17 protein-coding genes are annotated in these 14,327 nt (G+C 69.1%); 12 read left to right on the forward strand and 5 right to left on the reverse strand.

Annotation, left to right across the window (positions count from 1 at the left end):
- The first annotated feature begins 192 nt into the window (after positions 1–192).
- From ABD115_RS03910 to ABD115_RS03940, 7 genes are read left to right on the forward strand one after another with little or no spacing between them, the layout of a single operon-like run.
- Entirely contained in the window at positions 193–1,278 is a 1,086-nt protein-coding gene (locus ABD115_RS03910) for a histidinol-phosphate transaminase (RefSeq protein WP_343958414.1), read from the forward strand.
- Positions 1,279–1,307: 29 nt separating this feature from the next.
- Positions 1,308–2,162 carry a DsbA family protein gene (locus ABD115_RS03915; RefSeq protein ID WP_343958416.1) on the forward strand — a complete coding sequence of 285 codons (855 nt, stop codon included), beginning with the start codon at positions 1,308–1,310 and terminating at the stop codon, positions 2,160–2,162.
- Positions 2,163–2,182: 20 nt separating this feature from the next.
- On the forward strand, positions 2,183–3,007 hold the full coding sequence (locus tag ABD115_RS03920; RefSeq protein ID WP_343958418.1) for a cytochrome c biogenesis CcdA family protein: 825 nt from the start codon (positions 2,183–2,185) through the stop codon (positions 3,005–3,007).
- 10 nt (positions 3,008–3,017) lie between these two features.
- Complete coding sequence (hisB, locus tag ABD115_RS03925) at positions 3,018–3,626, forward strand: imidazoleglycerol-phosphate dehydratase HisB (protein WP_343958420.1); 609 nt, start codon at positions 3,018–3,020, stop codon at positions 3,624–3,626.
- Positions 3,623–4,294: an imidazole glycerol phosphate synthase subunit HisH gene (hisH, locus tag ABD115_RS03930; protein WP_343958422.1), complete on the forward strand. Its 672-nt coding sequence runs from the start codon at positions 3,623–3,625 to the stop codon at positions 4,292–4,294. Before hisB ends, hisH begins: the two co-directional genes overlap by 4 nt.
- Complete coding sequence (priA, locus tag ABD115_RS03935) at positions 4,291–5,040, forward strand: bifunctional 1-(5-phosphoribosyl)-5-((5-phosphoribosylamino)methylideneamino)imidazole-4-carboxamide isomerase/phosphoribosylanthranilate isomerase PriA (RefSeq protein WP_343958424.1); 750 nt, start codon at positions 4,291–4,293, stop codon at positions 5,038–5,040. Before hisH ends, priA begins: the two co-directional genes overlap by 4 nt.
- A gap of 13 nt (positions 5,041–5,053) precedes the next feature.
- The gene (locus tag ABD115_RS03940) at positions 5,054–5,941 is read left to right on the forward strand and encodes an SseB family protein (protein WP_343958426.1); all 888 of its coding nucleotides are present in this window, start codon (positions 5,054–5,056) and stop codon (positions 5,939–5,941) included.
- 43 nt (positions 5,942–5,984) lie between these two features.
- On the opposite strand, the gene ABD115_RS03945 is transcribed toward ABD115_RS03940, so the two are convergent.
- From ABD115_RS03945 to ABD115_RS03955, 3 genes are all read right to left on the reverse strand, one after another.
- Positions 5,985–6,443: a MaoC family dehydratase gene (locus ABD115_RS03945; protein ID WP_343958428.1), complete on the reverse strand. Its 459-nt coding sequence runs from the start codon at positions 6,441–6,443 to the stop codon at positions 5,985–5,987.
- A complete protein-coding gene (locus ABD115_RS03950; protein ID WP_343958430.1) occupies positions 6,440–7,189 on the reverse strand; it encodes an SDR family oxidoreductase in 750 nt (249 codons plus the stop codon). Before ABD115_RS03950 ends, ABD115_RS03945 begins: the two co-directional genes overlap by 4 nt.
- Positions 7,190–7,265: 76 nt before the next feature.
- Positions 7,266–8,489 carry an acetyl-CoA C-acetyltransferase gene (locus ABD115_RS03955; RefSeq protein ID WP_343958432.1) on the reverse strand — a complete coding sequence of 408 codons (1,224 nt, stop codon included), beginning with the start codon at positions 8,487–8,489 and terminating at the stop codon, positions 7,266–7,268.
- 206 nt (positions 8,490–8,695) lie between these two features.
- On the opposite strand from ABD115_RS03955, the gene ABD115_RS03960 reads away from it, so the two are divergent.
- From ABD115_RS03960 to ABD115_RS03980, 5 genes are all read left to right on the forward strand, one after another.
- Complete coding sequence (locus ABD115_RS03960) at positions 8,696–9,331, forward strand: QsdR family transcriptional regulator (RefSeq protein ID WP_343958434.1); 636 nt, start codon at positions 8,696–8,698, stop codon at positions 9,329–9,331.
- A gap of 111 nt (positions 9,332–9,442) precedes the next feature.
- Positions 9,443–10,501, forward strand: a complete 1,059-nt coding sequence (locus ABD115_RS03965) for a phosphotransferase family protein (protein WP_343958436.1) — start codon at positions 9,443–9,445, stop codon at positions 10,499–10,501.
- Positions 10,501–11,715 carry an acyl-CoA dehydrogenase family protein gene (locus ABD115_RS03970; RefSeq protein WP_343958438.1) on the forward strand — a complete coding sequence of 405 codons (1,215 nt, stop codon included), beginning with the start codon at positions 10,501–10,503 and terminating at the stop codon, positions 11,713–11,715. Before ABD115_RS03965 ends, ABD115_RS03970 begins: the two co-directional genes overlap by 1 nt.
- Before the next feature lie 138 nt (positions 11,716–11,853).
- Positions 11,854–12,597, forward strand: coding sequence for an SDR family oxidoreductase (locus ABD115_RS03975; RefSeq protein ID WP_343958440.1), 744 nt, complete (start codon positions 11,854–11,856; stop codon positions 12,595–12,597).
- A gap of 25 nt (positions 12,598–12,622) precedes the next feature.
- Positions 12,623–13,213 (forward strand): TetR/AcrR family transcriptional regulator, encoded by a 591-nt coding sequence (locus tag ABD115_RS03980; RefSeq protein WP_343958442.1) that lies wholly within the window; start codon positions 12,623–12,625, stop codon positions 13,211–13,213.
- On the opposite strand, the gene ABD115_RS03985 is transcribed toward ABD115_RS03980, so the two are convergent.
- Both ABD115_RS03985 and ABD115_RS03990 read right to left on the reverse strand, forming a co-directional pair.
- Positions 13,200–13,520 (reverse strand): branched-chain amino acid transporter permease, encoded by a 321-nt coding sequence (locus ABD115_RS03985; RefSeq protein ID WP_343958444.1) that lies wholly within the window; start codon positions 13,518–13,520, stop codon positions 13,200–13,202. The genes ABD115_RS03980 and ABD115_RS03985 overlap by 14 nt on opposite strands.
- Positions 13,517–14,299: an AzlC family ABC transporter permease gene (locus ABD115_RS03990; protein ID WP_343958446.1), complete on the reverse strand. Its 783-nt coding sequence runs from the start codon at positions 14,297–14,299 to the stop codon at positions 13,517–13,519. Before ABD115_RS03990 ends, ABD115_RS03985 begins: the two co-directional genes overlap by 4 nt.
- Positions 14,300–14,327: the final 28 nt, after the last annotated feature.

Raw genomic sequence — 14,327 nt, forward strand, 5'->3', positions numbered from 1 at the left:
CAGAAGATTCGGCGAGTAGCGAGACACACACAAGGCGCGACCGGCGCGACCGGCGCGAACGCCGGGCCGGGTCGCTGCGTCGACGGGCCTCGAACCGCGCCGATCTAGTTCGATTGCGTTCTGATCGTCCAATGCTTCACAGGCTACGGGGCGCATGCTCACCGGCCGGCGGCGGCTGGCTAGACTGGGCGAGTGGCCGAACTCAGTGATCTTCCCCTCCGTGACAATCTCGTAGGCAAGGCGCCGTATGGCGCGCCGCAGGCAGCGGTGCCTGTCAGCCTGAACGTGAACGAAAACACGCACCCGCTCCCCGAGGCTTTCATCGCCGACGCCACCGAGGCTCTCGCAGCAGCGCTTCGCAACGTGAATCGCTACCCCGACCGCGAGTTCATGGGGCTCCGCGAGGCGCTCGCGGGCTACCTTTGCTACGGGCTCACCCCGGAGCAGGTGTGGGCGGCTAACGGGTCGAACGAGGTGCTGCAGCAGATTCTGCAGGCGTTTGGTGGCCCAGGCCGCACCCTCATGAGCTTCACTCCGACCTACTCCATGTACCCGCTGCTCGCCGACGGCACCGACACCGGCTGGGTTGACGTGCCACGGGCCGACGACTACACGGTCTCGCCCGAGCTCGCCGTCGCGGCCATCACCGAGCACAAGCCAGACATCGTGGTGCTGTGCGCGCCCAACAACCCGACGGGCACCCCGATGAGCCTCGAGACGATTCGCGCCGCCTACGACGCGTTCGACGGCATTCTCATTGTCGACGAAGCCTACAAGGAGTTTGACACCGACACCGAGACCGCGATCTCGCTGCTGCCAGGCAGGCACCGCTTGATCGTCAGCCGCACCATGAGCAAGGCGTTCGCGTTCGCCGGCGTGCGACTCGGCTACCTCGCGGCAGACAGCGCCGTGGTCGATGCGCTGCGGCTTGTGAGGCTGCCCTACCACCTGTCGGGCCTCACGCAGGCGGCGGCGACCACCGCCGTCGCCCATTCGGCCGCGATGCTAGCGACCGTCGACGAGATCAGGTCGCAGCGTGACAGGCTCGGCGAGGCCCTAGGCGGTCTCGGCTACGTCGTGCACGAGTCGGGCTCGAACTTTTTGCTCGTCGGTGGCTTCCGAGACCCTGGGGCCGTGTTCGAGCGCCTGCGCGACCAGGGAATTCTGGTGCGCGACCTCGCCATTCCCGGGCACGTGCGCATCACCGCCGGCACTGCCGAAGAGACGCAGGTAGTGATCGACGCGATCACGGCCTTCGGCCCGGCGGGGAGTGTCTAAGCCCATCGCAGTACCCCGCAGGTTCGCTCGTGAACACTTCCTGGGCGAAGCTCCCTGCAAAGCCCGTTAGGCTCGACGGTATGCCGCAGCCGATTGAAGCTCTCGACCGCCCCGCTCTCGAACGCCGCTACCGGCGCATGCGCCTCGCCACGGTGATTCTCGCCGGTGTCTCGCTGCTGCTCGTTGCTGCGCTCGGCGCGCAGGGCTTCACGGGCAGCGCGGGGGCCGCGCCTCGCTCGGGTGGCGAATCGGCGAACAGTGCGGGCAACTCCAGCGGGGCCGACCAGTCGGCTGACTCCTGCCCCGTCACCGACAGGCGCGACCCCGACGACCCGCGCGCTCTCGGCGATGTCGACGCGCCGGTCGTGCTCCACGAGTGGACCGACTTCCGCTGCCCCTACTGCGGCTCGTTCTCGCGCGACACGCTGCCCGTGCTGATCGAAGAGTATGTCGAGACCGGCAAGGTGCGGCTCGAGATTCACGACGCGGCGCTCGTTGGCGGGGAGAACTCAATTCTCATTGCCGCAGCGTCGCGCGCAGCTGGCGATCAGGGCAGGTACTTCGAGTTCTACGATGAGGTGTACCACGCACCCGACAGCGCGAAAGACGAGAACGGCGAGTTCAACCTCGAGGCCCTGGTTGGCTTCGCGAAGGCCGCTGGCGTGGCAGACATCGCCGCATTCACGGCCGACGTTGAGAGCGGCAAGTTCGAAGACGCGGTGCGCAAGGACACAGCCGAGGCGCAGGCGATCGGCGTCACGGGCGTACCGTTCTTCGCCACGAGCAACTGCGGGCAGGTCATGAGCGGCGCGCAACCTGTCGACACCTTCCGTGACCAGCTCGACGCCGCGGTGGCTGCGGCGCGCGAGGCAAAGAAGAACTAGCGAAGAGGGAGCGTCGCGCGGTGGATCTCAGCCTGCTCGGAGCGTTTCTCGGCGGCACGCTCGCGCTCTTGAGCCCCTGCTCGGTGATGGTGCTGCCAGCGTTTTTCGCGTACGCGTTTCAGGGGCCGAGCGAGCTCGCCTCGCGCACGGGGGCCTTCTTCCTTGGCCTCGCGACGACGCTCGTGCCGCTCGGCCTGCTCGCCGGTACGCTCGGCGCGTGGGTCGCGGCCAACCGCAGCGGCCTCATGACGTGGGTGCTGGTTCTCGTCATCGTGCTCGGCGCGGTGATGCTGCTCGGCATTCCGCTCCCGGCGCTCACCAAGCAGCAGAGCGCCCGGGGCACCTCGGTCGCCTCCGTGTACGCGCTCGGCGCCGTGTACGGGCTCGCCGGGGGCTGCGCGGGGCCCATCTTCGGCGCCGTGCTCGCGATGGCGGCGTTCGGCGGCAACGCGCTCATGGGCGGGGCAACAATGCTGCTCTACGCCGCGGGAATGACGGTGCCGCTCGCTCTGCTTGCGCTGGTGTGGAACCGCATACCCGGGGTGCGTAAGCTGATGCGACCGCGCGAGCTCGTGATCGGGCGGTGGCGCAATTCCTGGTCGAACGTGATCGGCGGGCTCATCACGATCGCGGTGGGCGTGTTCATGCTCGCAACCGACGGGGCGCAAAAGTTTGGCGGCATGCTCGATGCGAGCACCCAGGCGGGCGTCGAGGCGAACGTGATGCGGGCGACCGCTGGCGTCTCCGACCTCGTTGTGCTCGGCGTCGCAGCCGTCGCCGGGCTGGGCATCTGGGCCGTGATGCGCTGGCGGGCCAGGCAGCGCCAGAGCGATGCCTCGCGATAGGATCGAGAGCATGACCGAAGCTGCACGCATCGCGACGCTTGAGCGCGCCACCAGTGAGTCCGCTATTCGACTGACCCTGAACCTCGACGGTACCGGCGAAGCAGATATCGAAACCGGTGTGCCGTTCTTCGACCATATGCTCACCGCGTTCGCGCGGCACTCGCTCACCGACCTCACAGTGCGCGCCGAGGGCGATGTGCACATCGACGTGCACCACACGGTCGAAGACACCGGCATTCTGCTCGGCCAGGCGATTCTCGAGGCGCTCGGCGACAAGCGCGGCATCTCGCGCTACGGCGACGCCTTCGTGCCGCTCGACGAGGCGCTCGCGCAGGCCGTCGTTGACATCTCGGGTCGGCCGTACCTCGTGCACTCGGGCGAGCCCGAGGGGTTCGAGTTTCACCTCATCGGCGGCCACTTCACGGGCTCGATGGTGCGGCACTTCTTCGAGGCGATTACCCTCAACGCGAGGTTGTCGGTGCACCTGCGCCTCATCGAGGGCCGCGACCCGCATCACATCGCTGAGGCGGAGTTCAAGGCCTTCGCGCGCGCATTCCGCACGGCAAAAGCGAAGGATCCACTGGTGACCGGCATTCCCTCCACCAAGGGCGCGCTGTGAGCGGAGGCGATGCCCCGCGCGTCGCAGTGCTCGACTACGGGTCGGGTAACGTTCACTCTGCGGTGAAGGCGCTCGTGCGCGCCGGCGCCGAGGTCGAGCTCACTCGCGACCCGCAGCGCGTGCTCGGCGCCGACGGCCTGTTCGTTCCCGGTGTCGGTGCGTTCGACGCCGTGATGGCGCAGCTGCGTGCGATTCAGGGCCACGAGCTCATCGGCCGCAGGCTCGCGGGCGGTCGCCCCGTGCTCGGCGTCTGCGTCGGGCTGCAGGTCATGTTCGAGCGCGGCATTGAGCGGGGCGTCGAGACCGAGGGCCTCGGCGAGTGGCCGGGCACGGTGCGAGAGCTCGAAGCCCCGACGCTGCCCCACATGGGGTGGAACACCGTCGAGGCACCCGAAGGCTCGGTGCTGCTGCGGGGCATCGAGGCCGAGCGTTTCTATTTCGTGCACTCCAATGCGGCCACCGAGTGGTCGCTCGAGGGGCGCACGCCCGCGACCGCTCCGAGGGTCACCTGGTCGAACTACGGCGAGCCGTTCGTCGCCGCGGTCGAGAATGGCCCGCTGAGCGCGACCCAGTTTCACCCCGAAAAATCGGGCGAGGCCGGCATCCATTTGCTCCGCAACTGGATCGGCTCGCTCACCCCCGCACGCCCCATCAAGGAGAACCAATGACCGAGCTCGCGACGAGCCCGAAGCTGCAGCTGCTGCCCGCCATCGACATGGTCGACGGCAAGGCCGTGCGCCTCACCCAGGGGGCCGCAGGCACCGAGACCAATTACGGCAGCCCGGTTGACGCGGCAATGGACTGGATCGAGCAGGGCGCCGAGTGGATCCACCTCGTCGACCTCGACGCAGCATTTGGGCGCGGCTCCAACGTCGGCATCGCGCGCAAGATCATCGCCAGGGCCGGGAACCGGGTGAAGATCGAGTTTTCGGGCGGGATCCGCGACGACGCGAGCCTCGAAGCGGCCCTCGAGATGGGCGCCGCCCGCGTCAACCTCGGAACCGCCGCCCTCGAGAACCCCGAATGGACTCGCGCCGTGATCGCCCACTACGGCGAGCAGATCGCCGTCGGCCTCGACGTGCGCGGCGAAACCCTCGCGGCCCGCGGCTGGACCGAAGACGGCGGAAACCTGTGGGACGTGCTCGAGCGGCTCGAGGAGGCGGGCTGCCCGCGCTATGTCGTCACCGACGTCACGAAAGACGGCATGATGGCCGGCCCGAACGTCGAACTGCTCAAGAAGGTCTGCTCGCGCACCGATCGCCCGGTGATCGCCTCTGGCGGCATCTCGAGCCTCGACGACATCGCGGCTCTCCGCGAGGCCGTGCCGCACGGCGTCGAGGGCGCGATTATCGGCAAGGCGCTGTACGACGGTGCGTTTACGCTGCCAGCGGCGCTCGACGTAGCTGGCAGGTAGCGCGGGGCGCGAGATGGCGATCAAGAAGCTGCCGTCGACCGGCGACACCCCGAGGGCGACGGGCGTGCCCGACAGCTTGGTTGCCGGCGGGGCAGCCGATTCGGCGGGGTTTCCGTGGGCGGGTCGCACCTTCGACCACCACGAGACCGCGTTCGCCGACGACGACGGCGAGACCCCGCCAGCGCTCGCCACCGCGCTCGCCGCGATGCGGGCTGCGGCCGAGGGCTACCGCGCAGGCGGTGCGGCGCCCGAGGTCATTGCACAGCTGTCGACGTTGCGCCAGGCCGTGCTCATGGAGCTGTCGCGCTGCCGCGTGCTGGTGCCGCTGCTCGCCGAGGCCGGCGAGCTGGGGGAGACGCCAGACGGTCGCATCGTCGAGAAGACCCAGGAGCTCTCGATCGTGACTGTCGCGAGCCCCGATGGGCGGCGCGTGATGCCGGTGTTCTCATCGGTGGCCGCGATGCAGCGCTGGAACCCCGGGTCGCGCCCGATTCCGGTGCCCGGCCCGCAGGCCGCGATAGCGGCGGCGCAAGAGGGCACTGACCTGATCATCGTCGACCCCGGGTCGCCCGGCACTCAGTTTGGCATTCGGCGGCCCGAACTCGAGGCTGTCGCCCTCGGCGAGACGGGGCCGCCCGCCTGGGCCGACCCGGTGGTGCGCGACGCCTTCTTGGCTGGGGCGGCTGGCGAGGTCTCCCTCCGCGCGCTCGCCCTGCTGCCGGGTGACCCCGCAGGCGACCTCACGGCGCCCGAGACCGAGGTGCATCTGCTCATCGACGATGGCCTCGATCGCGAAGCACTCACCGCGATGCTCGCCGGGCTGCAGGAGCGCTGGGCCCGCGAGGGTGTCATCGCCGAGCGCGTCGATTCGATGCGCGTCGTGCCCAGGCTCGCGTCGTAGCGGGGCGAGCCCGCGGCGCACCCAGCCCCGCCCGCGCCTGCGGCTACCGCTCCGGCACGTAGAGCGCTATAGTGTCGGCGACGAGGGCCGGTTGTTCGCTGCCCTCGATCTCGACGGTCGTGCGGCTGCCGACTCGCCAGCCCTGTCGGCTCTCTTCGGCAGAGGTGATCTCGATCGTGGCTCGCACCCGTGAGCCCACCGTCACGGGTCGTAGAAAGCGCACCCGGTCGAGGCCGTAGTTCACGGCCATCGCAAGCCGCTCGACGGCCATCAACCCGCCGGCGAGGTGGGGAATGAGCGACAGCGTGAGGTAGCCGTGGGCGATCGTTGCGCCGAAGGGGCCGCTGGCTGCGCGCTCAGGGTCGACGTGAATCCACTGCTCGTCGCCCGTCGCGTGCGCAAACGCGTCGATGCGCTGCTGATCGATCGAGAGCCAGCCGCCCGTCGCGGTCTCGCCCACCTTGCCCGCGAGCTCCGCCGGTGTGGCAACGGTGATCGTCATGCTTTGGGCCCTCCCGCGACGTACAGCACCTGGCCAGAGACGAAGCCAGCGGCCTCGGAGCAGAAGAACGCGACAGCGTTGGCAATGTCGCCGGGCTCCCCAGCGCGGGCCACCGGAATATCTGCGACCATGTGCCCGACGAACTCGTCGAACGACACCCCCATGCGCTCGGCGGTCGCCCGGGTCATGTCTGACACGATGAAGCCAGGGGCGATTGCGTTTGCGGTGACGCCATAGCGCCCGAGCTCGATCGCGAGCGTCTTCGTGAAGCCCTGCATGCCGGCCTTCGCTGCCGAGTAGTTGGCCTGGCCGCGGTTGCCGAGCGCCGAGGTGCTCGACAGGTTGACGATGCGCCCCCACCCGGCTTCGACCTGGTGTTTCTGCACCTCGCGGCTCATGAGGAAGGCGCCGCGCAGGTGCACGCCGAGCACCGCATCCCAGTCGTCTTCCGACATCTTGAAGAGCAGGTTGTCGCGAATAATGCCGGCGTTGTTCACGAGAATCGTCGGGGCGCCGAGCTCTTCGGCGACACGGGCGACAGCAGCAGCGACGGCGGCGCCGTCCGCGACGTTTGCGCCGACGGCGATGGCGCGGCCGCAGGCCTCGGTGATTGCCGAGACCGTGTCGGCGCAGGCGGCCTCGTCGAGATCGAGCACGCCGACGGCGTGGCCCTCGGCTGCGAGACGAATGGCGGTAGCGGCGCCGATGCCGCGGGCCGCTCCGGTAACGATGGCAGTGCGTGTCATGTGAGGTGTCCTCTCAAGTGGGTCGTGATGCTGGTGTGACGGAGTGCGGAAGTGATTAACGGTGCGGTGGTGCGGGCTACACCCGCTCGAGCACCATCGCCATGCCCTGCCCGCCGCCAACGCACATGGTCTCGAGCCCGTAGCGCCCGCCCGTTTCTCGCAGCCCGTTGATGAGCGTCGAGGTGATGCGCGCCCCCGTCATGCCGAAGGGGTGGCCAACGGCGATGGCGCCGCCGTGCACGTTCAGCCGCTCCTCATCGATGCCGAGCTCGCGGGCCGAGGGAATGACTTGGGCGGCGAAGGCCTCGTTGATCTCAACGAGGTCGATGTCGTCGATCGACAGGCCTGCGCCTGCGAGCGCGCGGCGTGACGACTCGACCGGGCCGAGACCCATGATCTCGGGGGAGAGGCCGCTGACGCCCGTGGAGACAATGCGCGCGAGGGGCTCGAGCCCGAGCTCGTTGACGATGCGCTCAGAGACGACAACCAGGGCCGCGGCGCCGTCGTTGAGCGGGCAGCAGTTGCCGGCCGTGACGGTGCCGTCTGGGCGAAACACGGGGTCGAGCCCTGCGAGGGCCTCGAGGGTGACTCCCGGGCGGGGGCCGTCGTCGGCCGAGACGACGGTGCCGTCGGGGAGCGTGACCGGTGTGATGTCGCGCTCCCAGAAGCCTGACGCGATCGCCGCCTCGGCGCGTTGCTGGGAGCGGGCCGCGAAGGCGTCTTGTTCATCGCGGGTGATGCCGCGGAGCTGGGCGACGTTCTCGGCGGTCTGCCCCATGGCGATGTAGGCGTCTGGCAGCGCCCCGGCCTCGCGCGGGTCGCTCCAGGTCGGTGCGCCCGCAGCGGTGCGAGCCTGCGTGCGCGCGACGGCATCGGTAAACACCGGGTTCTCGATGTTGATGCCGGGGGTGGCATCTGCCATGCCCTGGGTGAAGCGGCTGACCATCTCGACGCCTGCCGAGACGAAAATATCGCCCTCACCCGCCTTGATCGCGTGGAACGCCATGCGCGTGCTCTGCAATGACGAGGAGCAATAGCGGTTGACGGTCGTGCCGGGCACGGTGTCGAGGCCGAGGAGCACCGATACGATGCGGGCGAGGTTGAAGCCCTGCTCGCCAGCAGGCTGGCCGGTGCCGAGGATGATGTCTTCGACGCGGGTGGGGTCGAGGCCGGGGACCTTGTCGAGCGCCGCACGCACCATCGCGGCGGCGAGGTCGTCGCCGCGCAGCGACGCGAGCGAGCCCTTGCGGGCCCTACCGATGGGGGATCGTGCGGTGGAAACGATAAATGCCTCTGACATGGGGGCTCCTCTGGTGGCGGATCGGCGCGGCGTCGTTGCGCGCCCGGGCTGCATCGCTCGCAACCGGTGCGACGCACGCGCCTGAGGCGGTCTCGTCGGCCCTCCGGTCGTCAGCGACCGTGTCCAGTATGCATCATATTTCAGAATGTGCACACTGTTTTTGAATTTGTTGCACCGTGACGATAGTCGCCGGATAGAGTAAACGGATGCACAGCATAGACGGCGCGCACATTGCGCGGGTGGGGCTCGAGGCGGCCCCGTCGCTGCTCTCTGATCGCCTCGACACCCGAGACGACGCCGTGCGCGCGTTCGACCGCGCGCGCGAAGCGTTCATTGAGGGGAACCGCATTTCGATGGGAGAACTCGCGGCGGAGCTCGGGGTTGATCGCACCTCTCTGTTTCGCTGGGTCGGCAACCGTGACGCGCTGCTGAGCGAGGTGCTGTGGTCGCTCGCGGTGCCGACCTGGGTGCAGGCCGAGCAGGCTTCAGCTCACCTGTCGGGGGCACCGCGGCTGGTCGCGATGCTCACGGAGTTTGTCGACGGGCTGATTAACGCGACCTACTTTCGAACGTTCCTGCGGCGCGAGCCCGCCCGCGCGCTCAGATTGCTGACGACGAAGGAGAGCCCCATTCAGCGGCGCTTTCTCGCGACCGTCGAGTGGCTCGTGCGCCGGGAGCTTGGCGAGCGGCCGCTTGGGGGCGCGATCGACCCGGCGGGGCTCGCTTACCTGCTGTCGCGGGTGTCTGAGTCGTTCTCGTACGCTGATCTGATCTCGGGCGACGAGCCGAGCGTCGAGCGCGCTGGAGCTGCGTTTCGGCTGCTGCTGCGCGTCGACGGCTAGCGCGCGGGGCCGGCAGCACCGCCAGCGAACCGGCGTTTCTTCCATACATACCGACCATCCGGTATGCTGGCCTCAGCGGGTCGATGAAGAGCCGCGGAAAGACAGGTGCATATGCCGAAGCTGCCGGCCACGACAGCCACGCACGAAACGCCAGCGACGCCGGGTCTCGACGCAGCGGCGCTCACGGGGTGGCTCGCCGCGGCCCACCCCGGGCTCGCGGCTGGCCCGCTGCGCGCAAGGGTCATCGCCGGGGGCCGCTCCAATCTCACCTACGCGATTGAAGGGGCGCGGTTTCCCCTGATTCTGCGCAGGCCGCCGCTGGGCCACGTGCTCTCGAGCGCCCACGACATGGCCCGAGAACACCGCGTCATCTCGGCCCTCGAGCACAGTTCTATTCCCGTTCCCGCAGCGATCGACCTGATCGACGACACGGGCGGCGCGATCACCGGCACGCCGTTCTTTCTCATGGAAAAGGCGCCGGGGGCGGTGATTGCCAGCCCTGAGCAGAACGGGGCGTACAGCCGGGAGGAGCTGCGGGGCCTGAGCTTCGAGCTCGTGCACCACCTCGCGGCGCTGCACTCGGTTGACGTCGAGGCCGTCGGCCTCACGACCTTTGGCAAGCCCGAGGGGTACCTCGGCAGGCAGCTCTCCACCTGGCGGCGCCAGCTCGATGCCTCGCGCTCGCGCGAGCTGCCCGCGCTCGACAGACTCCAGGCGGCGCTCGAGGCTGCGCCCCCCACGACCACGCGAACCGGCATCGTGCACGGCGACTACCGCCTCGATAACGCGCTCGTCGACGGTCGCCCGCCGCGCATCTCAGCGATTCTCGACTGGGAGATGGCGACGCTCGGTGACCCGCTCGTCGACCTCGGCATGTTCGCCCTGTACTGGGACATCGCCGAGCTGCCCGGCAGCGAGGCCATTCCGAGCGCGGTGAACCCGGCGGCCGGCTACCCAAGCTTCGCCGAGCTCGCAGACCACTACGCGTCGCGGGCGGGCATCGCCACGCCAGCGCTCAACTGGTACCGCGCCTTCGCGGCGTACAAACTCGCGGTGATTCTCGAGGGAATTCACTACCGCTACCAGGCCGGCGGCACCGTCGGCGAAGGCTTCGATCGCATTGGTGAGCTTGTTGGCCCACTCGTCGAGAACGGATTGCAGGTGCTCTAATGGATTTCGCGCACGACACGAAGACCGTCGAACTCACCGCAAAGGTACAAGAGTTTCTTGATGAGTTCGTCATCCCAGCAGAGACCGTGCTTGACGAACAGCTCGCGGCAGACCCAACGAACTGGGCGACGCAGCCGATCGTGCGGGAGCTGCAGGCGAAGGCGCGCGAGCGCGGCCTGTGGAACCTGTTTCTGCCGGGCGACCCCGAGGTCACTGGGGGAGCGGGGCTCACGAACGTGCAGTACGCCGCGGTCGCCGAGATCACGGGGTGGAGCCCCAGGCTCGCCCCCGAGGCCCTCAACTGCGCCGCGCCCGATACCGGCAACATGGAGGTGCTCACCGACTTCGGTACCCCAGCGCAACAGGAGCGCTGGCTCGCGCCGCTGTTGCGCGCCGAGATTCGCTCGGCGTTCTGCATGACCGAGCCAGACGTCGCCTCGAGCGATGCCACCAACATCGGCACACTGATTCGCCGCGACGGCGACGACTACGTCATCACCGGGCGCAAATGGTGGTCGACGGGGGCGATGAACCCCGAGGCAGAGATCTTCATCGTGATGGGCAAGACCGACCCCGATGCCGAGCGGCACCGCCAGCAGTCGATGATTCTCGTGCCGCGAGACACCCCCGGCGTCGAGATTGTGCGGCCGCTCACGGTGTTCGGCTACGACGACCGCGACCACGGCGGCCACGCTGAGATCAGCTTCGATGGGGTGCGCGTACCGGCGAGCAACCTCATCGGCGCGGAGGGCGACGGCTTCGCCATCGCACAGGCACGGCTGGGGCCGGGAAGGATCCACCACTGCATGCGCGCGCTCGGCATGGGCGAGCGCGCCCTCGCCCTCGCGGTCGACCGCGCGAACTCGCGCCACGCGTTCGGCCGCTCGCTCGCGGAGCAGGGCGTGATTCGCGAGTGGATCGCGGAGTCGCGGATCCAGCTCGACTCCCTGCGGCTGCTCGTCTTGAAAACCGCGTGGCTCATGGACACCGTCGGCAATCGCGCGGCGATGACCGAGATCCAATCGATCAAGATTGCCGTGCCGCGCGCGGTCGCGGCGATCATCGACCGGGCGATCCAGCTCTTCGGCGCCGCCGGGGTCTCCGACGACACGCCGCTCGCCGCGCTGTACGCGGGGGTGCGCACCCTGCGCATCGCCGACGGGCCAGACGAGGTGCACCTCAACAGCCTCGGCCGCGCGCAACTGCGGCGCTAGCGCCGGCCGCCGCGCCCAACGGGGCAAGCGACGGCCCGCGCACCCGACCACGCACCCGACCACGCACCCGACCACGCACCCGACCGCGCACTCACACTCACACCCACCCCGGTTCGCCGGCCAACGCAAGGAGGCGTCATGACAGCAACACGGTTCGCTGACACCGTTACCATCATCACCGGAGCGACCCGCGGCATCGGCTTCGCCATCGCGGAGCGGCTCGTCGCCGAGGGCGGCTCGGTAGTCATCACCGGGCGCAAACAGGAGGGCCTTGAAACCGCCCTCAACGCGCTCGGCCCACAGGCCACGGGCGTCGCCGGGCGCGCCGACGACGCCGAGCACCGGGCCGCGGTCTTCGCGCACGTCGCCGAACGGCACGGCAGGCTCGACCACCTCGTGAACAACGCGGGCATCAACCCCGCCTACGGCCCGCTCGCAGACGTCGACACTGGTGCGGCTCGCAAGATCATCGACGTCAACGTCATCGCGGCGCTCGACTGGAGCCGCGACGCGGTGGCCGCCGGGCTCACCACGAGCATCGTGAACCTCGCCTCGGCGGCCGCGCTCGCCGCAAGCCCTGGCATCGGCTTCTACGGCGTTTCGAAGGCCGCCCTCGTGAACCTCACCGCCCAGCTGGCGTTCGAGCTCGCACCGCGGCTGCGCGTCAACGCGGTCGCGCCCGCCGTGATTAAGACATCGTTTGCGCGCGCACTTTACGAGGGGCACGAGGCCGAGACCGCGAGCGCCTACCCGCTCGGGCGGCTCGGCGAGGCCGCCGATGTCGCGGGGCCCGTCGCGTTTCTGCTGTCGAGCGACGCCGCGTGGGTCACGGGGCAGACGCTGCCGATCGACGGCGGCGGCAGCATTCGGCCAATTCTCTAGCGGTTCATAGGGAAGAATGGGTTGAATGAAGCAATCGCAGGTCGCCGAGGGCGTTATTCGGGCGGCGGTTGCGCTGTTCGCCGAGCGCGGGTACGCCAACACGAGCGTGCAAGACATCGTGGCAGCCGCCGGGGTGACGAAGGGGGCGATGTACCACTACTTCGAGTCGAAAGACGACCTGCTGTTCGGCATCTACGACTCGCTGCTGTCGCTCCAGCAGAGCCGGCTCGACGCGATCATCGCCGCCGGGGGAGCGACCGAAGACGTGGTGCGCGCCGCCTGCGTCGACGTGCTCGAAACATCGATCGAGCACCTCGCCGAGGGCTCGGTGTTCTTTCGGAGCATGGAGATGCTCTCGGCGCCAAGGCGCGCCGAGGTCGTGCGCCGGCGGCGCATCTACAACGACGCCTTCGGCGACCTCCTGCGGCAGGGGCAGCGCGAGGGGAGTTTTCGCGACGACGTGCCCGTCGCCGTGCTCATCGCGCACTTCTTCTCAGACGTGCACTATCTCTTCCACTGGTATTCGGCAGAGAAGTTCACCGCCGAAAGCCCGGTGCCTGAGCAGCTCACCGAGCTGTTCCTCGTGAGCCTGCGCGCACCCGTCACAGCAGGTTGACGAGCGCGACGTAGCAGGCGGTGCCGGCGGCGACGCTGAGCAGAATCCGCCGGCCCGCGAGCAGGTGCACCGCGACGGTGACCGCGGTTGCGACCAGCACCATCCACCAGTCGGCGCCGCGAGCGACGATCTCGTCTCGCAGCACCACGACCGCGAGAATCAGCACGATGCCGGCGGGCATCCACTCGCCGAGCGACCGCACGAACTTCGAGCGGCGCAGCGGCTTGAGCATCGCGAAGGGCAGCGCCCGCAGCCCGAGCGTGATGATGCCGCCGAGCGCGATCGCAGCGATGAGGTACCAGGTCATGCCGCTGCCCCCGTCTCGCCCGTCTCGCCGTCGGCGGGCCGCTCGTCAGGCGGCTCAGGATCCGCCACGCCCCGTCGCCGGGCGGCGACCGCGTAGCGCACCGCCAGCAGCGCGACGAAGATGACGAGCGCGGCGAGCATCGTGCTGTCGGGGAACGCCGCGACGGCGACGGCGACCGCGAGCGCCGCGAGCAGCGCCTGTGGCACCTCGCGCTTGGAGCGCACGGCGTCGAGCGTCATCACCGTAAACGTTGCCGCGAGCGCAAACTCGAAGCCCTCGATCGGGGCGGAAAGCGCGCTCGCGATCGCGATGCCGATGAGCCCGCCGCCCACCCAGTAGAGCTGCATCATCGCCTGGCCGCTCACGATGCGCGTGCTCGTGAGCCGCTCAGGCGGAATCATCACGTAGGTGGCGTACGCCTCGTCGATGAGCGCGTACACCGAGTACGCGCGCGGCAGCCCTGGCCGCACCCGCGAGAGCGGGAACGAGAAGGCGTAGAACACGTGGCGGAAGTTCACGGCAAAGACGGTGATGGCGATCGTGAGGAGCGGAGTTGCGGCCGCCAGCATGCCGACGAGGAGCAGCTCGACCGAGCCAGCGAAGATCACGACTGACAGGGCGGGGGCAACCCACAGCGGCAGGCCGGCCTGCACGACGAGAATGCCGAGCGCGACCCCGAGCGGGAAGATGCCGATGCCGACGCCGAGCGAGTCGCGCACGCCGAGGAGTGCCTCGCTGCGCCGGGAGCCCGGGGCGGAGGGGGTGGCAGCGGCAGACATGCCTCCCATTCTCTCGCACACCGGGCTC

The sequence above is a fragment of the Leucobacter albus genome (assembly GCF_039528015.1).
GTDB classification, from domain to species: domain Bacteria; phylum Actinomycetota; class Actinomycetes; order Actinomycetales; family Microbacteriaceae; genus Leucobacter; species Leucobacter albus.